Here is a 19520-nt window from a genome sequence, read left to right as displayed (position 1 = left end):
GAGAACGGCGATGTCACAAGCCCCCGAACCCCGCAAAACGCTCGAGCCTGATCAAGTGGCGTTCTGGCTGGCGCGCCATCCCGATTTTTTCGTCGGCCGTGAAGGGCTGCTTCAGCAGTTACAGGTGCCTCACCCGCATATCGACGGGGCGGTATCGCTGCTAGAGCGCCTGGTGCTGGATCTGCGTAAGCGTGCGGAAACCGCCGAGGGTCGCCTTGAACACCTGCTGGAGACCGCTCGCCATAACGAGTCCCAGTACCGTCGGCTGCGGGAAACGTTGATAGCGCTGGTGGAAGCGCCAGACCGCGATGCGCTGGCGCAAGCATTGGCCACCCAGCTGAGCGAGCGCTTTGAGACCCCAGCCATGGCGCTGTGGTGCCCTTCCACGTTAAGCGATAGTGAACCGACGCCGCCCCAGGCGCCGCGGCACGTGCTGGATCAGCATGCCAGCGCGCGGTTGTCGGCGCTGCTGGATGGCCGCACCAGCCGCTGTGTGAAACTGAGTGTCAGCGACTGGAAGTGCCTGTTGCCCCATGTCAAAGCACCCCGCAAAGCGGGCTCCTGTGCGATTTCACGCCTCTCCGCGGGTGACCCCTTGGGCTATTTGCTACTCGCCAGCCCCAGCCCTGACGCTTACCGCGCCAGTATGGACACGTTGTTCACCGAGTACTTGGGCGATATCGTCGCGCGCTTGCTGGTGCGACTGGGCGACCATGGTGGATGAGACACCCCTGGTTGAAACGCCGATAACCGAGCGCGTTGGGGCCTTTCTAGCGACGCTGGCGTCCCATGCCAGTCCGGCCACTGTCGAGGCGTACCGGCACGATCTGGCCGCGCTGTGTGCCTTCACCGAACGTCGCGCAGTGAAGGATCCCGCGGCGTTAGATACCGCGCTGCTGCGGGCGTTTTTGGGCTCAGAGCGCAGCCGGGGCCTGGCGCCCAGGAGCCTGGCCCGGCGGCGGGCGGCGCTTTCACAGTTCGCCGACTATCTGGTCAAACAGGGCGTACTGGCTGATAATCCGGTGGGGTTGTTGCGTACGCCAAAGCAGCCCAGCCATCTGCCGCGCCCAGTGGATGTTGACGCCCTGGCGCGCTTCCTCGATACCCCCCACGACGGCTCGCCGCTGGGCGTGCGGGATCAAGCCATTCTTGAGCTGTTTTACTCCAGCGGTCTGCGCTTGGCGGAGCTGGCGGCGCTCGATTTAGGCGATTTGCAAAACAGCCGGGTCAGGGTAATGGGCAAAGGCGGCAAACCCCGCCAGGTACCGGTAGGGCGCCGCGCCCAGCAGGCGCTGGCCGAATGGCTCGGGTGTCGCTCCGCGCTGGCGCCCATGACTGAGCAGGCGCTGTTTGTGGGCCAGCGCGGGCAGCGGTTAGGCCACCGCGCCATTCAAAAGCGTTTAGCACAGCTGTCGGTTGCCCGTGGCTTGCCCGAACACCTTCATCCCCACCGTTTGCGCCACTCCTTTGCCAGCCACCTGTTGGAATCAAGCCAGGATCTGCGCGCCGTGCAAGAGCTGCTGGGGCACGCCAATCTGTCGACCACGCAAATTTACACCCGGCTTGACTGGCAGCATCTGGCCACCAGCTACGATGCCGCACACCCCCGGGCCAAGCGAGGCCCCAACGACCCCACGAATAGCCCCAGGAGCAAGCCATGACGATGCTACAGGCGATTACCTTCGACCTGGACGATACGCTGTGGGATAACCATGGAGTGATGGCGCGCACCGAAGAGGGGCACTACCGCTGGCTACTGGAGGCGTTGGATACATGGCGGGCAGCGCGCCAGGAAGCCTCCCTGGGGCTATCCCATGAAGAGGGCGGGCTGGATTATCTCCAGCGTCGTCAACAGTTGGCCAAAGAGGTGCCGGAGCGTCGCGGGGATTTCACCTGGCTGCGTTTGCGTGCCCTGGAGGCCCAGTTAGAAGAGGCAGGTTTGCACCGTAGTGCTGCGTTGATGTGGGCATCCGCGGCGATGAATGAGTTCCACCGCCTGCGCGTGCAGGTTACGCCTCACCCGGAAGCGGCCGGTTTACTGGCTGCCCTGGCGGAACGCTATCAGTTGGCGGCGATCACCAACGGCAATATTCATCTTAAACGACAGCCGCTGGCAGCCTACTTTCCGGTGGCCATTGCCGCAGGCGAGATATTGGCGCCCAAACCTGATCCTACGCCGTTCCTCACCGCGCTGTCGCGACTAAACGTGGCCCCCGAGTGCGCCATGCATGTGGGTGATTCGTGGCTGGAGGATGTGCTGCCCGCCCAGCAGTTGGGCATGCATGCAGTATGGATTTCTCAAACAGAGGATCAACCACTCCCGCCACGGGTGCATCGCATAGCCCATATTAAACAATTGCCCAGTGTGCTTGAGAAGTTATAAATCAGCGGAGCGATAGCAACATCATTCAGGCGGCGTATACAGCCACTGGTTGAGCTTCTGGGATAGCGTATCGACGCCGTCGCGCTTGAGTGAAGAGAACAGTTGAACAGAGACAAGGTCTTCCCACTCTTTTAACCGTGAGCGTACTTTCTGCAAGGCAGCACTGGCTGGGCCTCGCTTCAGTTTGTCGGCTTTGGTGAGCAAAATATGCACCGGCATACCGCGCTGGTCGGCATAGTCGAGCATCATTTGGTCGAACTCGGTGAGCGGATGGCGCACGTCCATTAGCAGTACTAAGCCGCGCAGGCTAAAACGGTTGCGTAAATACTCGGCTAGATGCTTTTGCCACTCCAGTTTGACCGCCTCCGGAACCTTGGCGTAGCCGTAGCCGGGGAGATCGACCAAGCGCCGCGCCTCGTCGTTCATCACGCTGAAAAAGTTGATCAGTTGGGTGCGCCCTGGCGTTCGCGAGGTACGTGCTAACGCATTTTGTTGCGTTAATGCATTGATAGCACTTGATTTGCCCGCGTTTGAACGCCCCGCGAAGGCGACTTCGGCGCCGGTATCGTCCGGGCACAGGGCCAAGGTAGGGGCGCTAATAAGGAAACTTGCCGTCGGGTAGTTCAGCCGAGGGACTGGGCTATCATGGTGGGTAGTCATGGGGTTAATCCTGAAAAACGAACATAAAAGCGGCCTACTCTGCGCACTATCAACTCATTATCGCCTCACCATCAGGTAAAGTAGAACGCATAATCGCGACTAATGATAAAGAAGTGAGAGCGGTACCGCGACGAATTACCCCTAAAGCAGGTAAGTGCTTGCATTCCCGCCGCTGGGGTGATTCGTTATAATGCAAGCGGTTTATATCTGCGACCTGGGGCGCTAGTGTACCATCGCGATACGTTGTAGGTATTAGCGAAGGTTGGTATTGGCGGAGCTAACCCTGGTAACTTGTGAAACCTGGGAAGCGCCCAGGGTGCGTACCAGTCAAACATAAAACGGCATAGTGGAATAGCAATGAGAAAGTTACTGGCAAGCCTAGCAATTACCATGGGCGCCGTTGGCATCGCCCACGCACAAACGGACTACCAAGCCGATGCAGACGCATCTGCTGGCCAGGAAATGGCCCAAACTTGCGCCGCCTGCCATGGGCAGCAGGGCATTAGCCCGTCGGGCGCTTTCCCTAACCTGGCCGGTCAGCAGATGTCTTATCTGGCGAAACAGATCATGGATATCCGCGACGGTAATCGCGTGGTTCCCCAAATGGCCGGTCAAGTAGATGACTACTCTGACCAGGACGCATGGGACGTAGCGGCACACTTTGCACGCCAGGATGCCAACCTGGGGCAAACCAGTGATGAGGACGCTGAATTACTGGCCCGCGGTGAAGAGCTTTACCGCGCTGGCGATATGTCGAAAGGCATTCCCGCCTGTTCAGCTTGCCATACGCCAACCGGCGTGGGTATCGGCAGTGCCGTTTACCCAGGGCTTTCTGGCCAGCATGCGGAGTACACCGTTTCAACACTCCAGGATTTCGCTGCGGGTGAGCGTAATAATAGCCCCAATAACATCATGGGCGATATCGCTTCAAAAATGAGCGACAACGATATGGAAGCCGTGGCTAATTACGTGCTGGGTTTGAACTAAGGTTGTCAATAAGCGCGTTTCAAACCAGAAATCGATAGCCTAAAACACTTCCTTATGCCGTTTGCGGGCCCTCAGTTGGCAACGTTCGCCAACTGAGGGAACCCGTTGGCGTATCAACGGTCTCACTCCTCGCTTACCCACGGAGAAACTTACACGATGTCTAATATGTTTAAAACGCTAATGGTTGCAGTGGCAGGTTTGGGGCTTTCTGCGGCGGTAAGTGCCCAGGAAGTGGTGGAAGGCCAGCACTATGAGCTGCTTGAATCGCCGGTAGAGACCCAGGTTGACGACGGGCAAATTGAAGTCACTGAAATATTCTGGTTTGGCTGCCCGCACTGCTATCGTCTGCAAACGCCGATTAACGAGTGGTACGAGACGCTGGACGATGATGTGAGTGTCGTCAAGATGCCTGCCACCATGGGCGGTGATTGGAATACCCACGCTACAGCGTTTTACGCGGCGGAGTCGCTGGGCATCGAAGATGAACTCCATGCCGACTTCTTTAACGCCATCCATCAGGAAAATCAATCGCTCACCGAGCCCGATGACATCGCTGCTTTCTTCGCCAACTATGGTGTCAGTGAAGAAGAAGCCAAGCAGGCGTTGACCGACTTTGGTGTGCGCAGTGAAGTGAATGATGCCAATAATCGTATGCGCAAAATGAAGCTAATGGGCGTGCCGGCCATTGTGATTGATGGCCGTTATCTGGTAACGCCGAGTTCTGCTGGCAGCCTCGACAACATGCCGAAAATCGCTGAGGCGTTGGTAGAGCAGGTGCGTGAAGAGCGCGCAGAATAACCGTGTTGCGCGAAGCCAGAGAGCGTGACGAAGCAGCCATAAACGGCCCACGCTCGACGCTGTTTGAAGATGGACACTTGCGCCTGCTGACCTTTAATTTGCAAGTGGGTATCCAGACATCGGCGTACCATCACTATCTCACGCGCAGTTGGCAGCACCTTCTGCCTCATCCGCGTCGTCAGAAGCGGCTGGATGTAATGGGGGAGGTGCTGAGCAAGTACGACGTGGTCGGTCTTCAAGAGGTCGATGGCGGTAGTTTTCGCTCAAGCCGCGTCAATCAGGTGGAGTACCTCGCTGCCAAAGCGGGGTTTCCCCATCACGTTCAGCAGCTCAACCGTAATCTGGGGCGTATTGCTCAGCACAGTAACGGTTTACTCTCGCGGCTGGTGCCCAGCCAAGTAGAAGAGCACCGTTTGCCGGGGACGATGCCTGGCCGCGGTGCGATTCATGCACGCTTTGGTGAAGGGCCGGATGCACTGCACATATTCGTTGCTCACTTGGCGCTAAGCCACCGCGGCCGGGTGCGTCAGCTCAATTATTTAAGCGAGATTATCCAGCCGCTGCGCCACGTTGTGGTGATGGGGGATCTCAACTGTACCCCTGACCAACTGCACGCTCATGAGCGTTTTAGTGCGTCGCTGCCACTGCATCCGGTTAAACCCCTGTTAAGTTACCCCTCCTGGCAGCCGCGCCACGCGCTGGATCATATCCTGTTGTCGCAATCGTTAGAGGCCGCCGAAGTGCGCGTCTTAGACCACCTGTTTTCTGACCACCTGCCCATCGCTGTCGATCTGCCCTTGCCAGAGGCCTGCTTAGCGGCCATTCGCCCAAGCGTTTAATAATAAGTACACTGTGCAGCGCGTGGGCGCTGCATTGTGCGCGTATATGCGCTATTGTCTGGAGCGCTGACTCCCCTTAGCCGTTTTACGCGAGACACTCCCATGTCGGACACAACACAACTACCTGCGTTTATTGGTGCGCTGGACCGCGCTTCAGAGTGGTTCGGGCGTACCCTTGCGTGGCTGATCATCATAATGATGTTGATTCAGTTCGCGATTGTACTGCTGCGCTACGCCTTCAGTGTGAACAGCATCTTTATGCAAGAGCTCGTGATGTATATGCACGCGAGTGTCTTTATGCTCGCTGCCGCCTATACCTTTCGCCACGACGGTCACGTGCGGGTGGATATCTTCTATCGAGGTATGACACCGCGCCGTCAGGCGTTAATCAATGTAGTGGGTATTATTACCCTACTGATGCCAGTAATGATCTTCATTATCGCTTCCAGCCTGGGTTACGTTGCCAACTCCTGGCGTATTCTGGAAACCTCCTCTGATTACGGCGGTATTCCGGCCGTCTATGCACTAAAAACCTTAATACCGCTGTTTGCCGTACTCATGATCGTGCAAGGCGTGATTGAGGTTGTGCGCAATGGCTATGTGATGACCGGTCGAATAGTGCCGTCTGCTGCCGGTGGCAACCATCTTGAGGAGCGTGTTTGATGCTGGAATTCATGCCGATTATTTTATTTGCCGTTATATGCATAGTGCTGATGTTCGGCTTTCCCGTGGCGCTCTCGCTGGCGGGCACGGCGCTGCTGTTTGCGGGTATGGGGCTGGGCCTGGAAGCCATCGGTATCGACGCCAACTTCGATAGTGGCTATCTTGCCGCCTTGCCCAACCGGCTCTACGGCATTATGACCAACCAAACGCTATTGGCGGTGCCACTGTTTGTTTTAATGGGCGTGTTGCTGGAAAAATCCAAAGTCGCCGAGACGCTGCTGGACGCCATGGCGCTGCTGTTTGGTGCCATGCGCGGAGGTTTGGGAATTTCGGTAACCCTGGTGGGCATGCTAATGGCGGCCTCTACCGGCATCGTCGGGGCCACCGTGGTCACCATGGGGCTGATGTCGCTTCCCACCATGCTAAAGCGTGGTTACAGCACCTCTCTGGCGACCGGCACTATCTGCGCCACCGGCACGCTGGGCCAAATCATTCCGCCTTCCATTGCCCTGGTACTGCTCGGTGACGTGCTGTCATCGGCGTATCAGCAAGCGCAGCTGGATATGGGGATCTTCAGCCCTAAAACCGTCTCCGTAGGCGATCTGTTTATGGGCGCGCTGGTGCCTGGGTTGCTTCTGGTCGTGGTGTATATGATCTATGTGGCCCTGGTGGCCTGGCTGCGTCCGCATATGGCGCCTGCTGCCGACCGTGAAGAGTTGATGGCTGAACTGGGCCATACCTCCGGAATTGGTATGCTGCTGCTCAAAGGCCTGGTACCGCCCGTAGTGCTGATTGTGGCGGTGCTGGGCTCGATCCTCAGCGGTTTTGCCACCCCCACAGAGGCCTCTGCGGTAGGCGCCTTTGGTGCTTTAATATTAGCATTGGCCTATCGTCAGCTTGACTGGGCGACCCTGAAAGACGTACTGCGCTCGACTACCCACGTCACCACCATGGTGTTTTTGATCCTGATTGGCGCGGCGCTGTTTTCGCTGGTGTTTCGCGCCTATGGCGGCGAACACATGGTGACCGAACTGTTCGAGGCGATGCCTGGCGGGGTGGTGGGCGCGACGATCATCGTTATGCTGGTGATCTTCCTGCTCGGCTTTATTCTCGACTTTATCGAAATCACCTTTGTGGTGGTGCCCATCGTCGGGCCAATCTTGCTTGCCATGGGTCTTGACCCGATTTGGCTGGGCATTATGATCGCGATTAACCTGCAAACGTCGTTCTTAACGCCGCCGTTTGGCTTCGCGCTATTCTACTTGCGCGGTGTGGCGCCGCCGTCGGTCTCTACCTCGGCTATTTACCGCGGCGTTATCCCGTTTATCCTCATGCAGCTAGGAATGTTGCTGTTGCTAACGTTCTTTCCGCAGCTGGCAACGTGGTTGCCCGCGCAGTTTGGCTAATAAGGGTTAGTTGAAAAACATCGCTGCTATCAACGTTAAGAAGTGGCAACCTAACTAAAAAGCAGTGAATAGCCATTAATGGCCTGTAGTAAACCGCCTAGTGTTCTACGCTAGGCGGAGTATTCCCTACTCAATAATAGTAATAATAGAAAGTAAGAGGGTTCCTGTATGAAAGCCAAAACGCTCCCCGTCGCCATCGCCATGACGACCGCACTTTCCGCCAGCTTGCTGGTGATTTCTAGCTTCGATAACCAAGCCCAGGCCCAAGAGGAAGAGTTCCGTTGGAAAATGGTCACCTCCTGGCCGAAGAATTTCCCGGGTGTTGGCCAGGGCCCTGAGCGCCTATCGCAGTTGGTCGATGAAATGTCGAATGGCCGTCTGACCATCGAAGTCTTCGGTGCCGGTCAGTTAGTACCCGGTTTTGAGGTGTTTGATGCCGTTTCTGACGGCACTGCTGAGCTGGGTCACTCTGCCTCCTACTACTGGAAGGGCAAGGCCCCTGCTGCACAGTTCTTTGCCGCCGTGCCGTTTGGTATGAACGCCCAAGAGATGAACGCCTGGCTAAGCTATGGCGGTGGTATGGAGCTGTGGAACGAGCTCTACGATGACTTCGGCGTTGACGTAATGGTCGCGGGTGCCTCAGGCGTACAGATGGGCGGCTGGTACAACAAAGAGATCAACTCCGTTGACGATTTGAACGGCCTGAAAATGCGTATGCCCGGCTTGGGTGGCGAAGTAATGAGCCGCATGGGGGTGGCGATTGTCAATATGCCAGGCGGTGAGATCTTTACCTCGCTGCAGTCGGGTGCGATTGACGCAACAGAGTGGATTGGCCCCTATAACGACCTGGCATTTGGTCTGCATCAAGCCGCCGACTATTACTACTATCCAGGCTGGCACGAGCCCACGGTGATGTTCGAGGCAATCGTTAACGAAGAGGCTTACGCGGAGCTGCCCGCGGATCTACAGGCGATCCTGCGTAGTGCTATTAGCGACATAAACCAAAGCGTCCTGGATGAGTACACCGCGCGTAACAACGATGCGCTGGAAACCCTGATCAACGAGCACGATGTTGAGCTACGCCGCATTCCTGATGATGTACTCGCTCAAGCCCGCGAGCACTCGGCTGATGTGGTCGCAGAGTTGGCGGAATCGAGCGAGTTAGCCACGCGTATTTACGACTCCTATCAAGCGTTCCAGGAAAAAGTCGAGGATTACCACGCCATCTCTGAGCAGGCGTACTACAACGCCCGCAACCCGGAAGGTGACACCGCGCAATAATTTGTCATGCTTGTCCCACGTTAACGAGCCGCCTTCGGGCGGCTTTTGTATGGCTGACAGGCATGTTTTCGGCAGCATAAGGCGCCCAGCTTGGGTATCCTAGAGGCACAGTGGTGTTTGTTGCCGATTTTGCCGTGAAGGAGCCCCATGTCTACCCATTCCCCTCTTCGCAATGTGCTTACCATCGCAGGCTCCGACCCTTCCGGTGGTGCTGGTCTACAGGGCGATTTGAAAACTTTTTCAGCCCTCGGCGTTTACGGCACCAACGTAATTACCGCGGTGATTGCCCAAAACACCTGCGGCGTGGCCTCGGTGTACCCTGTCGCTCCCCAGGCCATTCGCGAGCAGTTGGAACACCTGCTGGATGATGTGGCGATAGATGCGGTCAAAATCGGCATGGTGGCCAGCCGCGAGGTTGCTGAGGTGATCGCCGACGTACTGCGTCAGCGCAGGCCTCGCTGGATTGTGCTCGACCCAGTGATGGTCGCTAAGAGCGGCGATATTCTGGTCGACGATGAAGGCATCCGCGCCGTACGCGATGTTCTCGTGCCCTTGGCCGATGTGATAACCCCCAATCTGCCGGAGGCCGCGGTACTGCTCGACACCCCCTCGCCCACCAGTTTAGACGCCATGGAGGCGATGCTGCCGGGCTTGACGCAGTTAGGCGCACCCTATGTGGTGCTGAAAGGTGGCCATCTGCGTGGGGCCACCTGCCCGGATCTGCTGGCAACCCCCACTACCCATGAGTGGTTGCCCGCCTCGCGTATCGATACCAACAATTTACACGGTACCGGCTGTGCGCTCTCTTCGGCGATTGCTGCCTGCTTGGCGAAGCTACCCGTGGATGCCGGTACGGATGCCCCGGTCGCCGCCATCAGCGATGCCAAGCAGTGGCTGCATGCGGCATTAGAAGCGAGCGTGCGCTTAAGCGTGGGTAAAGGCCGCGGCCCGGTGCACCATTTTCACGCTTGGTGGTGATGGGGGTACCGCTTTGAGGCATTTGGGCAATCGCTAACTTGCGAGAAAGCGCATTGCACACCATGCTAAGGAGTGTTTGCTTAACGGCTTGTAAGGCTGGGTTGCTCAGCCGAGGAGCGTTTCGCCATGCCTCGTACGATCTTGTTTGCCACCGACCTTTCTGCTGACAACCGCGCTGCGTTTGCCCGGGCTTTACGACTGGCCTATGCCCGAGGTGTTCAGCTAGATGTGCTGCACGTACTGGATCCCTATCTACCTCGGCGTGTGCTGCGCGATGTCGAGAGTGCGGTGGTGGAAGACATTACCGCCATGTTGACAGATCTGCGCGAAGACTATGCTCTGGAAGCGCCGAAAACGCTGATCCAGACCGTGACCGGCTCGCCTCACGTTGAAATCGTCCGCGAAGCCCATGAGCGCAACGCCGAGCTGATTGTACTGGGTATGCACCGTAAACGGGGGCAAAAAGATCTGCTGGTGGGCACCACGGTAATGCGCGTGCTGCGCAGTGCGCCTTGCCCGGTGGTGGTCTCTTCTCATCAGCCGACCCAGCCCTGGCAGCATATCCTGGTACCGATCGACTTTTCGCTGACGGCGCGACATACCTTGAAAGAGGCGCTAATCCGCTTCCCTGAAGCCACGCTTACCCTGCTGCACGCCTGGACACTGCCCGGTGAACGTGAACTGGGCTCACAGGCTTATTACGCCCACTGGCGGGAGCATGAGGTGCTGCGACTGCGCGAGCAGTTGAATAACGAAATTGATAGCCTGATGGGGGAACTTGCAGGTGTTCCCGATGTTGAGTTGGTGCTAGAGCAGGGCGCGCCCTGCGACGTACTGCAGGCGTATATGAAGCGCCACTCGCCGGATCTGGTGATGATAGGCAGTCGTGGGCAGCCCCATCACACCAGCCAGCTAACCGAGATGCTGCTGTGTGAACCGCACTGCGATCTAATGCTCTGCCGCGCCTGGTAAGCAGCGAAATTAAATAACAGTATTGTGCTGGCCATAATAAATATTGTACGGAACCTTTATTTGTCGTATCGGTATGTATAGATACGATGATATGAGGAGGTTCTATGTACACACGCATATTGGGTGCTAGGCGCGCTGTTCAATTGTCACTGCTGTTAGCGGGGCTCTCGCTAATACCCTGGGCGATGGCCAGCAGTGTGACCGAAAAAGGCGAAACCTTTGAGCGCACGGTAGAGGAGCACGGCCAGCGCTATCGACTAATCGGGAGCGGCGTGTTTCGTTATATGATCTGGACAGCCTATGCTGGCGCCTATTACCAACTTGAGGGAGAAACCCAGCCGCAGCCGTTGAGCGACGTACCACGGCGTCTGGAGCTTGCTTATTTTCACGCCATCGACGCTCCCGACTTCGCTGAAGCCACCACAGAAACGCTGCAAAACAGCCTTACCGCCTATGAATTTTCCCAGTTGGAAGCAGAGGTTGAGGCATTTAACCAAAGCTACCAGGATGTCGAGCCGCAAGATCGCTATGTGCTGAGTTGGGACGGTGACACGCTGCGTCTGGCGCTAAACGGCGACACGCTATACGAGGGGGGTAATGCAGAGCTGGCCAGCGCCATGTTTGGTATCTGGCTAGGGGAGCGACCTTTGGGTGAAGATTTCCGCGATGCGCTGTTAGGGAAGAGCTAACTCAGGAAAAATTAGCTCACGGTGGTTACAATGACCATTTGTTACTCTGGGAGAGGCGGAGTGAAGGCACTCATTCAGCGTGTGAGGCGCGCTAGCGTAGAAGTGGAAGGCGAGATTGTTGGCAGTATCGATCACGGGCTGCTGGCGCTGGTGGGGGTGGAGAAACACGATGACGCGGCCGCTGTAGAAAAGCTGCTGCATAAACTGCTCCACTACCGGGTTTTCAGCGATGCCGAAGGCAAAATGAATCAAAACCTGCAGCAGGTGAACGGCGGCTTGCTGCTGGTCTCTCAGTTCACCCTGGCGGCAGATACCCGCAAGGGGCTACGCCCCGGCTTCTCCAGCGCCGCGCCACCCGCCCAAGGCGAGGAGTTGTTTAACATGCTGGTGGCACAGGCCCGAACGGCTTGGCCAAACGTGGCCACCGGTGAATTTGGCGCCGATATGCAGGTAGCGTTAATCAACGATGGCCCGGTAACGTTTTTGCTGGAAAGCTAGATCGGTGTTTGAGTACTAGCTGGCAGCTTCCTCGCTGGCGAGCAGTTCTGCTTCCATTGCCTCCAACGCCTCTTCGGCGCTAAGCCACTGCCGTTCTGACTCGTCTAAACGCGCTTTAATCTCTGCTTGCTGGCTAAGCGTCTTGGTGAGTTCGGCTTTGCGGGCGCTGTCGGTGTAAAGCTCAGGATCAGCCAGTACTTGCTCTACCTGATCAAGTTCCTGCTGGGCCTTTTCCATGGCTTTTTCTGCCTGATCGCGCTGCTTTTTCAGCGGGCGTAGCTTTTCGCGCAGCTCGGCGGCCGCTTTGCGTGACGCTTTGCGCGCTTCACGGCTGTCGCCGCTGGGTTGCTGGCTTTGACGCTCGGCTTTTTCGCCCCGGGAATCCCGGCGACTCTCTTCCAGGCGCGCTTTGAGCCAAACCCGGTAGTCTTCCAAATCGCCATCGAAGGGCTCGACGCGGTTATCCGCCACCTTCCAAAACTCATCGACCGTGGCGCGCAGCAGGTGACGGTCGTGGGAAACCAGAATCACCGTGCCTTCGAAGCTGGCAAGCGCCTGGGTCAGCGCCTCGCGCATCTCTAAATCCAGGTGGTTGGTAGGTTCATCGAGTAGCAGCAGGTTGGGTTTCTGCCAGGCGACGAGTGCCAGCGCCAAGCGGGCTTTCTCACCCCCGGAGTAGTTGGCGACGGTGCCGAAGGCGTCATCGCCCTTAAAACCAAAACCGCCCAGGAAGTTGCGGATATCCTGATCACTGGCGGTGGGCGAAAGGCGCTGGACATGAACAAAGGGGGTCGAGGTGACATCCAGCCCCTCAAGCTGATGCTGAGCGAAGTACCCTATCGCCAAATGCTCGCCGGGTATCCGCTTGCCATTAAGCAGTTCCAGCTCCCCGGTAAGCGACTTAATCAGCGTCGATTTCCCCGCCCCGTTGGGGCCCAGAAGGCCGATTCGGCTGCCGGGCAGCAGGGTAACGTTGACCTTGTCCAACTGGATGTTGTCGTCACTTCCGTCGCCCTTTTTACCGCGATAGCCTAGCTGGGCCTGATCCAGCACCAGCAGCGGGTGGGACGTTTTATCGGCGGCGGGCAGTGTGAAATGGAAGGGGGAGTCCACGTGAGCGATGGCGATATCTTCCATACGTTCGAGCATTTTTACCCGACTTTGCGCCTGCTTCGCCTTGGTCGCCTTGGCTTTGAAGCGGGCGATAAAGCGCTCGATTTCCTCTCGGCGAGCCTGCTGTTTGGCGGCTTCAGCCTGCTGCAGGGCGAGCTTTTCGGCGCGGGTGCGTTCAAACTGAGAGTAATTGCCGCGGTAGAGTTCCAGAGTTTGGTGATGCATATGCACGATGTGGTCGCACACCGCATCCAAAAAGTCGCGGTCGTGTGAGATCAGCAGCAGGGTGCCGGGGTAGCGGGTCAACCACTGTTCCAGCCACAGCAGGGCATCCAGATCCAGGTGGTTGGTGGGCTCATCCAGCAGCAGAAGGTCGGAAGGCATAAATAGCGTACGGGCAAGGTTTACCCGCATCCGCCAGCCGCCGGAAAATGCCGAGAGCGGGCGTGAGAGATCCGCCTGGACAAAGCCCAGCCCCACCAGCAGTTGCGCTGCGCGTGACTCCGCGCGGTAGCCATCCAGGGTTTCAATCAAACCGTGCAGTTCAGCTTCGCGATGCGCCTCCCCGGCCTCACGGGCGGCAAGTAAGTCAGCCTCTGCCTGGCGTAGCGCCAAGTCGCCATCGAGTACATACTCGATAATCGGGCGGTCAAGGGCGTCCACTTCCTGGGCCATGTGCGCAATGCGCTGGCCACCGCTCATCTCGACGTCGCCCTGGTCAGGCGCAAGCTCGCCGAGCAGCAGTTTGAACAGGCTCGATTTACCGGCGCCGTTTGCCCCGATAATGCCGGCCTTCACCCCGTTGTTCAGGGTGACGTCCGCGTTGTCGAGTAGCGTTTGCGTGCCGCGTTGCAGGGCGACTTGGCGCAGTGCGATCATGCCTTCTCCCGAAGAAAGTGGGTCATTTGATGCGAGATGCTATGACGCTTGATTCTACCCGATTGCAGCGCTTACAGCAGACACCCTTATGGGATTTTGCACTGACGCTATATGCCAAGCCCGGCGTTGAGGCCGCCTGCCTGACGCTTCAAGATGATGCTGAGCTGGACGTTTGCGAGGTGCTGTTTCACTGCTGGCTCTATTCGTTCGGCTTAGAAGCCATCCCCGCTGCACTGAAACATGAGCGTGAGCAGCGCCGCTTGTGGCAGTGCAGTGTGACGGCGGTTTTGCGTGGATTACGCCGCGACCTAAAAGCCGTGGCGGCGACGAGTGAGTCGGTGAAAGCGCTGCGCTCAACCATCAAACAGGCAGAATTAATGGCTGAGCGTGAGAACCTTCAACGTTGGCAAATGTGGGCTTTGGAAGCCCCCGACAATGAAGAACGTGTCGCAAACGTTGCCGAAAAGACGTCAGATGCGTCTAAATGGCTACGAAAGCAGCTTGTTATTAGCCCGCATGCAGGTCTCTCCGAGGATCGCTTAAAACAGCCACCTACGTGGCTTAAGTCGCTACAAACGCTTACTTGCCAGCTTGACCCTTACCAAGGAGCGCGCTAGCCTGAATTTAAGCTGTTTTTGAAATACCTAGCGTTTTTCGCCCGCTAGCAGGCAGTATGGATTGCATGACTGCCAGTTAGTGAGCACCGGGATACGGGTTAATAAACCCCGGTTGGCGAACAAAGTGTTGCGTTGAGACATGCGATACTGACCCTACTGTTAAAACATTGAATTTTAACAGTAGGGTTCTCAAAACTAGGTTTTTGCGCATTCGTACAGCGCGCTTACCACTGCAAGGGGAACACCGCATGAAGGCAAGCAAATCCGTTTCTACTCGTTCTGTAACCTCTAAATTAATGACAACGGCCAGTGTGGGTGCACTGCTGTTTAGCCTCAGTGCCGCTGCTCAAGCAGATAACTGGCGCTATGCTCACGAGGAGTATGAAGGCGACGTTCAAGACGTCTTTGCCTATGCTTTTAAAGAGTATATTGAAGAGAACTCAGACCACACCGTACAAGTTTACCGCTTCGGTGAACTGGGCGAGTCTGACGACATTATGGAGCAGACCCAGAACGGCATTCTACAGTTCGTCAACCAGTCGCCTGGCTTTACTGGTGCCCTGATCCCTGAAGCGCAAATCTTCTTCATTCCTTATCTGCTACCTACCGACGAAGAGACTGTACTGACGTTCTTCGACGAGAGTCAGGCGATCAACGAGATGTTTCCTGAGCTTTATGCCGAGCAAGGCCTAGAGCTTTTGAAGATGTACCCGGAAGGCGAAATGGTCGTGACCACCGACGAGCCGATCAGCTCGCCGGAAGATATGAATAATAAGAAAATTCGTACCATGACCAATCCACTGTTGTCGGAAACTTACGACGCCTTTGGCGCAACGCCGACGCCGCTGCCGTGGGGCGAAGTGTATGGTGGTCTGCAAACGGGCATCATCGATGGTCAAGAGAACCCGATCTTCTGGATTGAGTCGGGCGGCCTGTATGAGGTCTCTCCTCACCTGACGTTTACTGGCCACGGTTGGTTCACCACCGCCATGATGGCCAACCAGGACTTCTACGAAGGGCTGTCTGAAGAAGATCAGGAGCTAGTGCAGGAAGCCTCGCAAGCCGCCTATGACCACACCATTGAGCATATCAAAGGCTTGGCTGACGAGTCGCTAGAGAAGATTCAGGCCGCGTCTGATGAAGTGACGGTGACACGTCTCGATGAAGAGCAAATTCAAGCCTTCCGTGATCGTGCCCCGCAGGTTGAAGAAGCCTTCCTGGAAATGACCGGTGAGAAAGGTCAGGAGCTACTTGAGCAGTTTAAAGCTGACCTTGAAGCCGTGACTAACGAGTAAGCACCCTTTTAGCCACACTGGCGTACGGGTGATGATCAAGGGGCAGCACAGGCTGCCCCTTTTTGTTTTGCGCAGTAAGGCGTAAGCCAGGCGGGCTGTTTTAACAACGTAACCGTCGGTTACGTACATCAAGCGTTGAATCACCGGCGGCTGCATGCCGTTACGCTAGAATTAACGCTTCGACAGTGGCACGAAGTGGGTGTGGACTAGATAACACTGGAATAACGCTGTGTTTATTGTGCCGACGGCACTTAACTGATGCCGTTAGCGCCGTTCAAAAGGAGTCCGGCCATGACCGATGATGAGATGGAAAAGAGTTACCGCTCCGGTTTGCCGGGGATACTGGGCGTGATCGACACTGCAATTAGCAAAATAGAAGCCGTGATACTCGCGATGGGTGTTTTGCTAATGGCGCTGAATACGGTCACCAACGTAGTTGCCCGCTTTGTATTTGGCAACAGTATTATGTTTTCGGGTGAGCTAAACCGCATTTTAATCATCATGATTACCTTCGCGGGGATAGGCTATGCCGCGCGCCATGGCCGCCATATACGTATGTCGGCTATTTATGATGCGTTACCGGTAGGCGGCCGCAAAGTACTGATGATTTTTATTGCGCTGTTCACCTCGCTGGTGATGTTTTTCCTCCTCTACTATTCGATTGTTTATATCCTTGATCTGCAAAGCAAAGGCCGCGTGCTGCCCTCCCTGGGCTTACCGGTGTGGATCATTTACCTATGGGTGCCGATGGGTTTTTTAATCACCGGTATTCAATACCTGCTGACTGCCGTTAAAAACGTTACATCCCACGATGTCTATCTTTCGACGGGCGTGGTGGATGGCTATAAAGACACCGAAACAGAAGTCTAATGCGGGGCACTGCACCCTAGGGGGACAGCTATGACGACAATAATGGTCACTACCATGATTGCCCTGCTGCTGCTGGGCTTTCCAATGATGATTCCGCTGATTACCGCTGCGGTAATTGGCTTCTATATGATGTTTAACGGCTTCGGCCAGATGGATACGCTGATCCAGCAGATGATGGCGGGTATACGACCAGCCTCGTTAATTGCTGTGCCCATGTTTATCCTTGCTGCCGATATTATGACCCGCGGGCAATCCGCTAACCGTTTGATTGATATGGTCATGGCGTTTATTGGTCATATTAAAGGCGGCTTGGCGGTAAGCACGGCGGCTTCGTGCACGCTGTTCGGTGCTGTATCCGGTTCTACCCAGGCGACCGTGGTGGCCGTTGGCTCACCGCTGCGTCCGAAAATGCTTAAAGCGGGCTACTCAGACTCTTTCACGCTGGCGCTGATTATCAATGCCAGTGATATCGCGTTTTTGATTCCCCCCAGTATCGGCATGATCATTTATGGGGTTATTTCGGGTACTTCCATCGGCGAACTGTTTATTGCCGGTATTGGCCCAGGGTTAATGATCCTGTGTATGTTCTCGATTTACTGCATTATTTACGCCATCGTTAAAGATGTGCCTACGGAAGCAAAATCGAGCTGGAGAGAGCGGGCGGTAGCGGTTCAGCAGGCTCTTTGGCCACTTGGCTTTCCGGTCATTATTGTCGGTGGTATTTACGGCGGTATCTTCAGCCCAACGGAAGCCGCTGCGGCCTGTGTGCTGTATGCCATATTGCTTGAGTTTGTGGTCTTCCGCTCGCTTAAGATGAACGACATCTATGCCATCGCCAAGTCTACCGGCCTGATTACCGCCGTGGTATTTATCCTGGTCGCAGTCGGTAACGGCTTCTCGTGGATCATTTCGTTTGCCCAGATCCCACAAATGATCCTGGAGGCTGTGGGGGTCAATGATGCAGGCCCAACAGGCGTATTGATCGCCATCTGCATCTCCTTCTTTGTGGCCTGTATGTTTGTTGACCCGATTGTGGTTATTCTGGTGCTGACGCCCATTTTCGCGCCTGCCATTGCGGCGACGGGTCTGGATCCTGTGCTGGTGGGTATTCTGATTACCCTACAGGTGGCGATCGGTTCGGCAACGCCCCCATTTGGGTGCGATATCTTTACCGCGATTGCAATTTTCAAGCGCCCCTACTGGGATGTGATCAAAGGCACGCCGCCGTTTATTTTCATGCTGATTTTAGCCGCCGCTCTGCTGATCATGTTCCCGCAAATTGCGCTGTTCCTGCGCGATGTTGCCTTCCGCTAAACAGCCACAAGGAGTACGCGAATGTTTAATCGCATTTTAGTCCCGGTGGATGGTTCTAAAGGCGCCTTGAGAGCGCTGGAAAAAGCGGTGGGTTTGCAAATGCTAACCGGCGCTGAGCTCTATCTGCTGTGCGTGTTTAAGCATCACAGCCTGCTGGAAGCCTCGCTCTCTATGGTGCGGCCTAACCAGTTGGATATTCCTGACGACGCGTTAAAAGAGTACGCCACCGAGATCGCTGTGCATGCGAAATCCCATGCTATTGAACTGGGTGCAGACAGTACCCGTGTGCGTGCTTTTGTAAAGGGGGGGCGGCCCTCGCGCATTATTGTGCGTTTTGCCCGTAAGCGGGAGTGCGACCTGATTGTGATTGGCGCTCAGGGCACCAATGGCGAGAAGAACCCGCTGTTGGGCAGCGTTTCTCAACGAGTGGCGGGAGCGGCGCACTGCCCCACGCTGGTCGTCTAAATCCGCTAAACCTCTCTCTCGTTTTGTGGTCTTATTGGCACCCACCACCCCGAAGATGCAGCTCGGGGCGGTGGGTGTTAGTCTTTGCGTAACACTGATTGGCGTTCGGCGCCGCTATAAAAAGGATCTTTCATGAAACAACTGCTCTCTACTACGGCTCTGACAGGTTTGCTTTTGGTTGCCCCTTTTGCCGCGGCAGCGCCCGAAACCGATGAACAGCGCTTGGCTTACAGCCTGGGTGTCACTCTGGGTGAAAGCATGCAGGCGGATATCGAAGATCTCGACTTGGATGCATTTCACGAGGGTATGAGCGACGTCTTTGAAGGCAACGACTTGGCGCTCAGTGAAGAAGAGATGACCGAAGCGTTGATGGCCTTCCAGGAACAGTCAATGCAGGCGCGTGAAGCAGAAGCTGAAGAGATTGCGCAGATGAATCTCGAGGAGGGTGAAGCCTTCCTGGCTGAAAACGCTGAGCGCGACGAAGTGTCTGTCACTGACTCAGGCCTCCAGTATGAAGTGCTTGAAACGGGCGACGGCGCCACGCCTGGCCCTGAAGACACCGTCGAAGTGAACTACGAGGGTATGCTGCTGGATGGCACCGTTTTCGATAGCTCATTTGAGCGTGGCGAATCCGTCAGCTTCCAAACCAACCAAGTGATCGAAGGTTGGCAGGAAGCACTACAGATGATGAGCGTTGGTGATAGCTGGATGCTGTATATTCCAGCGGATCTTGCTTACGGCGAGAATGGTCAAGGGCCGATTGGGCCTAACGAAGTGCTGACCTTCCGCGTTGAACTGTTGGGCGTCGAATAA

General features: G+C 56.3%; 21 protein-coding genes. 19 read left to right on the top strand and 2 right to left on the bottom strand.

Annotated elements, in window-relative coordinates:
- The first annotated feature begins 10 nt into the window (after positions 1 to 10).
- From OM794_RS21905 to OM794_RS21895, 3 genes are read left to right on the top strand one after another with little or no spacing between them, the layout of a single operon-like run.
- Entirely contained in the window at positions 11 to 724 is a 714-nt protein-coding gene (locus OM794_RS21905) for a DUF484 family protein (protein WP_226250919.1), read from the top strand.
- A complete protein-coding gene (locus OM794_RS21900) occupies positions 714 to 1661 on the top strand; it encodes a tyrosine recombinase XerC (protein ID WP_265154062.1) in 948 nt (315 codons plus the stop codon). Before OM794_RS21905 ends, OM794_RS21900 begins: the two co-directional genes overlap by 11 nt.
- Entirely contained in the window at positions 1658 to 2383 is a 726-nt protein-coding gene (locus tag OM794_RS21895) for an HAD family hydrolase (protein WP_226250918.1), read from the top strand. The genes OM794_RS21900 and OM794_RS21895 overlap by 4 nt, the downstream gene beginning before the upstream one ends.
- Positions 2384 to 2404: 21 nt before the next feature.
- On the opposite strand, the gene yihA is transcribed toward OM794_RS21895, so the two are convergent.
- Complete coding sequence (gene yihA / locus OM794_RS21890) at positions 2405 to 3043, bottom strand: ribosome biogenesis GTP-binding protein YihA/YsxC (RefSeq protein WP_226250917.1); 639 nt, start codon at positions 3041 to 3043, stop codon at positions 2405 to 2407.
- Positions 3044 to 3400: 357 nt separating this feature from the next.
- Between yihA and OM794_RS21885 the strand changes: the two genes are divergently transcribed.
- The 10 genes from OM794_RS21885 to dtd all read left to right on the top strand — a co-directional run bounded on the left by OM794_RS21885 (position 3401) and on the right by dtd (position 12154).
- The gene (locus tag OM794_RS21885) at positions 3401 to 4030 is read left to right on the top strand and encodes a c-type cytochrome (protein ID WP_226250916.1); all 630 of its coding nucleotides are present in this window, start codon (positions 3401 to 3403) and stop codon (positions 4028 to 4030) included.
- A gap of 165 nt (positions 4031 to 4195) precedes the next feature.
- The gene (locus OM794_RS21880) at positions 4196 to 4828 is read left to right on the top strand and encodes a thiol:disulfide interchange protein DsbA/DsbL (protein ID WP_088700239.1); all 633 of its coding nucleotides are present in this window, start codon (positions 4196 to 4198) and stop codon (positions 4826 to 4828) included.
- Positions 4829 to 4833: 5 nt separating this feature from the next.
- Positions 4834 to 5667 carry an endonuclease/exonuclease/phosphatase family protein gene (locus tag OM794_RS21875; RefSeq protein WP_264167980.1) on the top strand — a complete coding sequence of 278 codons (834 nt, stop codon included), beginning with the start codon at positions 4834 to 4836 and terminating at the stop codon, positions 5665 to 5667.
- Positions 5668 to 5769: 102 nt separating this feature from the next.
- Complete coding sequence (locus OM794_RS21870) at positions 5770 to 6330, top strand: TRAP transporter small permease subunit (protein ID WP_226250915.1); 561 nt, start codon at positions 5770 to 5772, stop codon at positions 6328 to 6330.
- Positions 6330 to 7736 (top strand): TRAP transporter large permease, encoded by a 1407-nt coding sequence (locus OM794_RS21865; RefSeq protein ID WP_226250914.1) that lies wholly within the window; start codon positions 6330 to 6332, stop codon positions 7734 to 7736. The genes OM794_RS21870 and OM794_RS21865 overlap by 1 nt, the downstream gene beginning before the upstream one ends.
- A gap of 168 nt (positions 7737 to 7904) precedes the next feature.
- Entirely contained in the window at positions 7905 to 9017 is a 1113-nt protein-coding gene (locus tag OM794_RS21860; protein ID WP_226250913.1) for a TRAP transporter substrate-binding protein, read from the top strand.
- Between the two features lie 147 nt (positions 9018 to 9164).
- Positions 9165 to 9995 carry a bifunctional hydroxymethylpyrimidine kinase/phosphomethylpyrimidine kinase gene (thiD, locus tag OM794_RS21855; RefSeq protein WP_226250912.1) on the top strand — a complete coding sequence of 277 codons (831 nt, stop codon included), beginning with the start codon at positions 9165 to 9167 and terminating at the stop codon, positions 9993 to 9995.
- 126 nt (positions 9996 to 10121) lie between these two features.
- Positions 10122 to 10967: a universal stress protein gene (locus OM794_RS21850; RefSeq protein WP_226250911.1), complete on the top strand. Its 846-nt coding sequence runs from the start codon at positions 10122 to 10124 to the stop codon at positions 10965 to 10967.
- A gap of 104 nt (positions 10968 to 11071) precedes the next feature.
- Positions 11072 to 11656, top strand: coding sequence for a chalcone isomerase family protein (locus OM794_RS21845; RefSeq protein ID WP_226250910.1), 585 nt, complete (start codon positions 11072 to 11074; stop codon positions 11654 to 11656).
- Positions 11657 to 11716: 60 nt separating this feature from the next.
- Positions 11717 to 12154 (top strand): D-aminoacyl-tRNA deacylase, encoded by a 438-nt coding sequence (gene dtd, locus OM794_RS21840; RefSeq protein ID WP_226250909.1) that lies wholly within the window; start codon positions 11717 to 11719, stop codon positions 12152 to 12154.
- 15 nt (positions 12155 to 12169) lie between these two features.
- Here dtd and OM794_RS21835 read toward each other — a convergent pair whose 3' ends face one another.
- Positions 12170 to 14146, bottom strand: a complete 1977-nt coding sequence (locus OM794_RS21835; RefSeq protein ID WP_226250908.1) for an ATP-binding cassette domain-containing protein — start codon at positions 14144 to 14146, stop codon at positions 12170 to 12172.
- A 41-nt stretch (positions 14147 to 14187) separates the two neighbouring features.
- Here OM794_RS21835 and OM794_RS21830 point away from each other — a divergent pair, with 41 nt between their 5' ends.
- The 6 genes from OM794_RS21830 to OM794_RS21805 all read left to right on the top strand — a co-directional run bounded on the left by OM794_RS21830 (position 14188) and on the right by OM794_RS21805 (position 19520).
- Entirely contained in the window at positions 14188 to 14763 is a 576-nt protein-coding gene (locus OM794_RS21830) for a TIGR02444 family protein (RefSeq protein ID WP_226250907.1), read from the top strand.
- A gap of 248 nt (positions 14764 to 15011) precedes the next feature.
- Positions 15012 to 16058 (top strand): TRAP transporter substrate-binding protein DctP, encoded by a 1047-nt coding sequence (gene dctP / locus OM794_RS21825; RefSeq protein ID WP_226250906.1) that lies wholly within the window; start codon positions 15012 to 15014, stop codon positions 16056 to 16058.
- A 291-nt stretch (positions 16059 to 16349) separates the two neighbouring features.
- Positions 16350 to 16928: a TRAP transporter small permease gene (locus OM794_RS21820; protein WP_088700142.1), complete on the top strand. Its 579-nt coding sequence runs from the start codon at positions 16350 to 16352 to the stop codon at positions 16926 to 16928.
- Positions 16929 to 16958: 30 nt separating this feature from the next.
- The gene (locus OM794_RS21815) at positions 16959 to 18242 is read left to right on the top strand and encodes a TRAP transporter large permease (RefSeq protein ID WP_088700143.1); all 1284 of its coding nucleotides are present in this window, start codon (positions 16959 to 16961) and stop codon (positions 18240 to 18242) included.
- Between the two features lie 21 nt (positions 18243 to 18263).
- Complete coding sequence (locus tag OM794_RS21810) at positions 18264 to 18707, top strand: universal stress protein (RefSeq protein WP_226250905.1); 444 nt, start codon at positions 18264 to 18266, stop codon at positions 18705 to 18707.
- A 132-nt stretch (positions 18708 to 18839) separates the two neighbouring features.
- On the top strand, positions 18840 to 19520 hold the full coding sequence (locus OM794_RS21805; protein WP_226250904.1) for an FKBP-type peptidyl-prolyl cis-trans isomerase: 681 nt from the start codon (positions 18840 to 18842) through the stop codon (positions 19518 to 19520).

This window comes from Halomonas sp. BDJS001, assembly GCF_026104355.1.
Taxonomy (GTDB): domain Bacteria; phylum Pseudomonadota; class Gammaproteobacteria; order Pseudomonadales; family Halomonadaceae; genus Vreelandella.
Note: the sequence above shows the minus strand (reverse complement) of the source record. Positions and strands in the feature narration are given on the sequence as shown.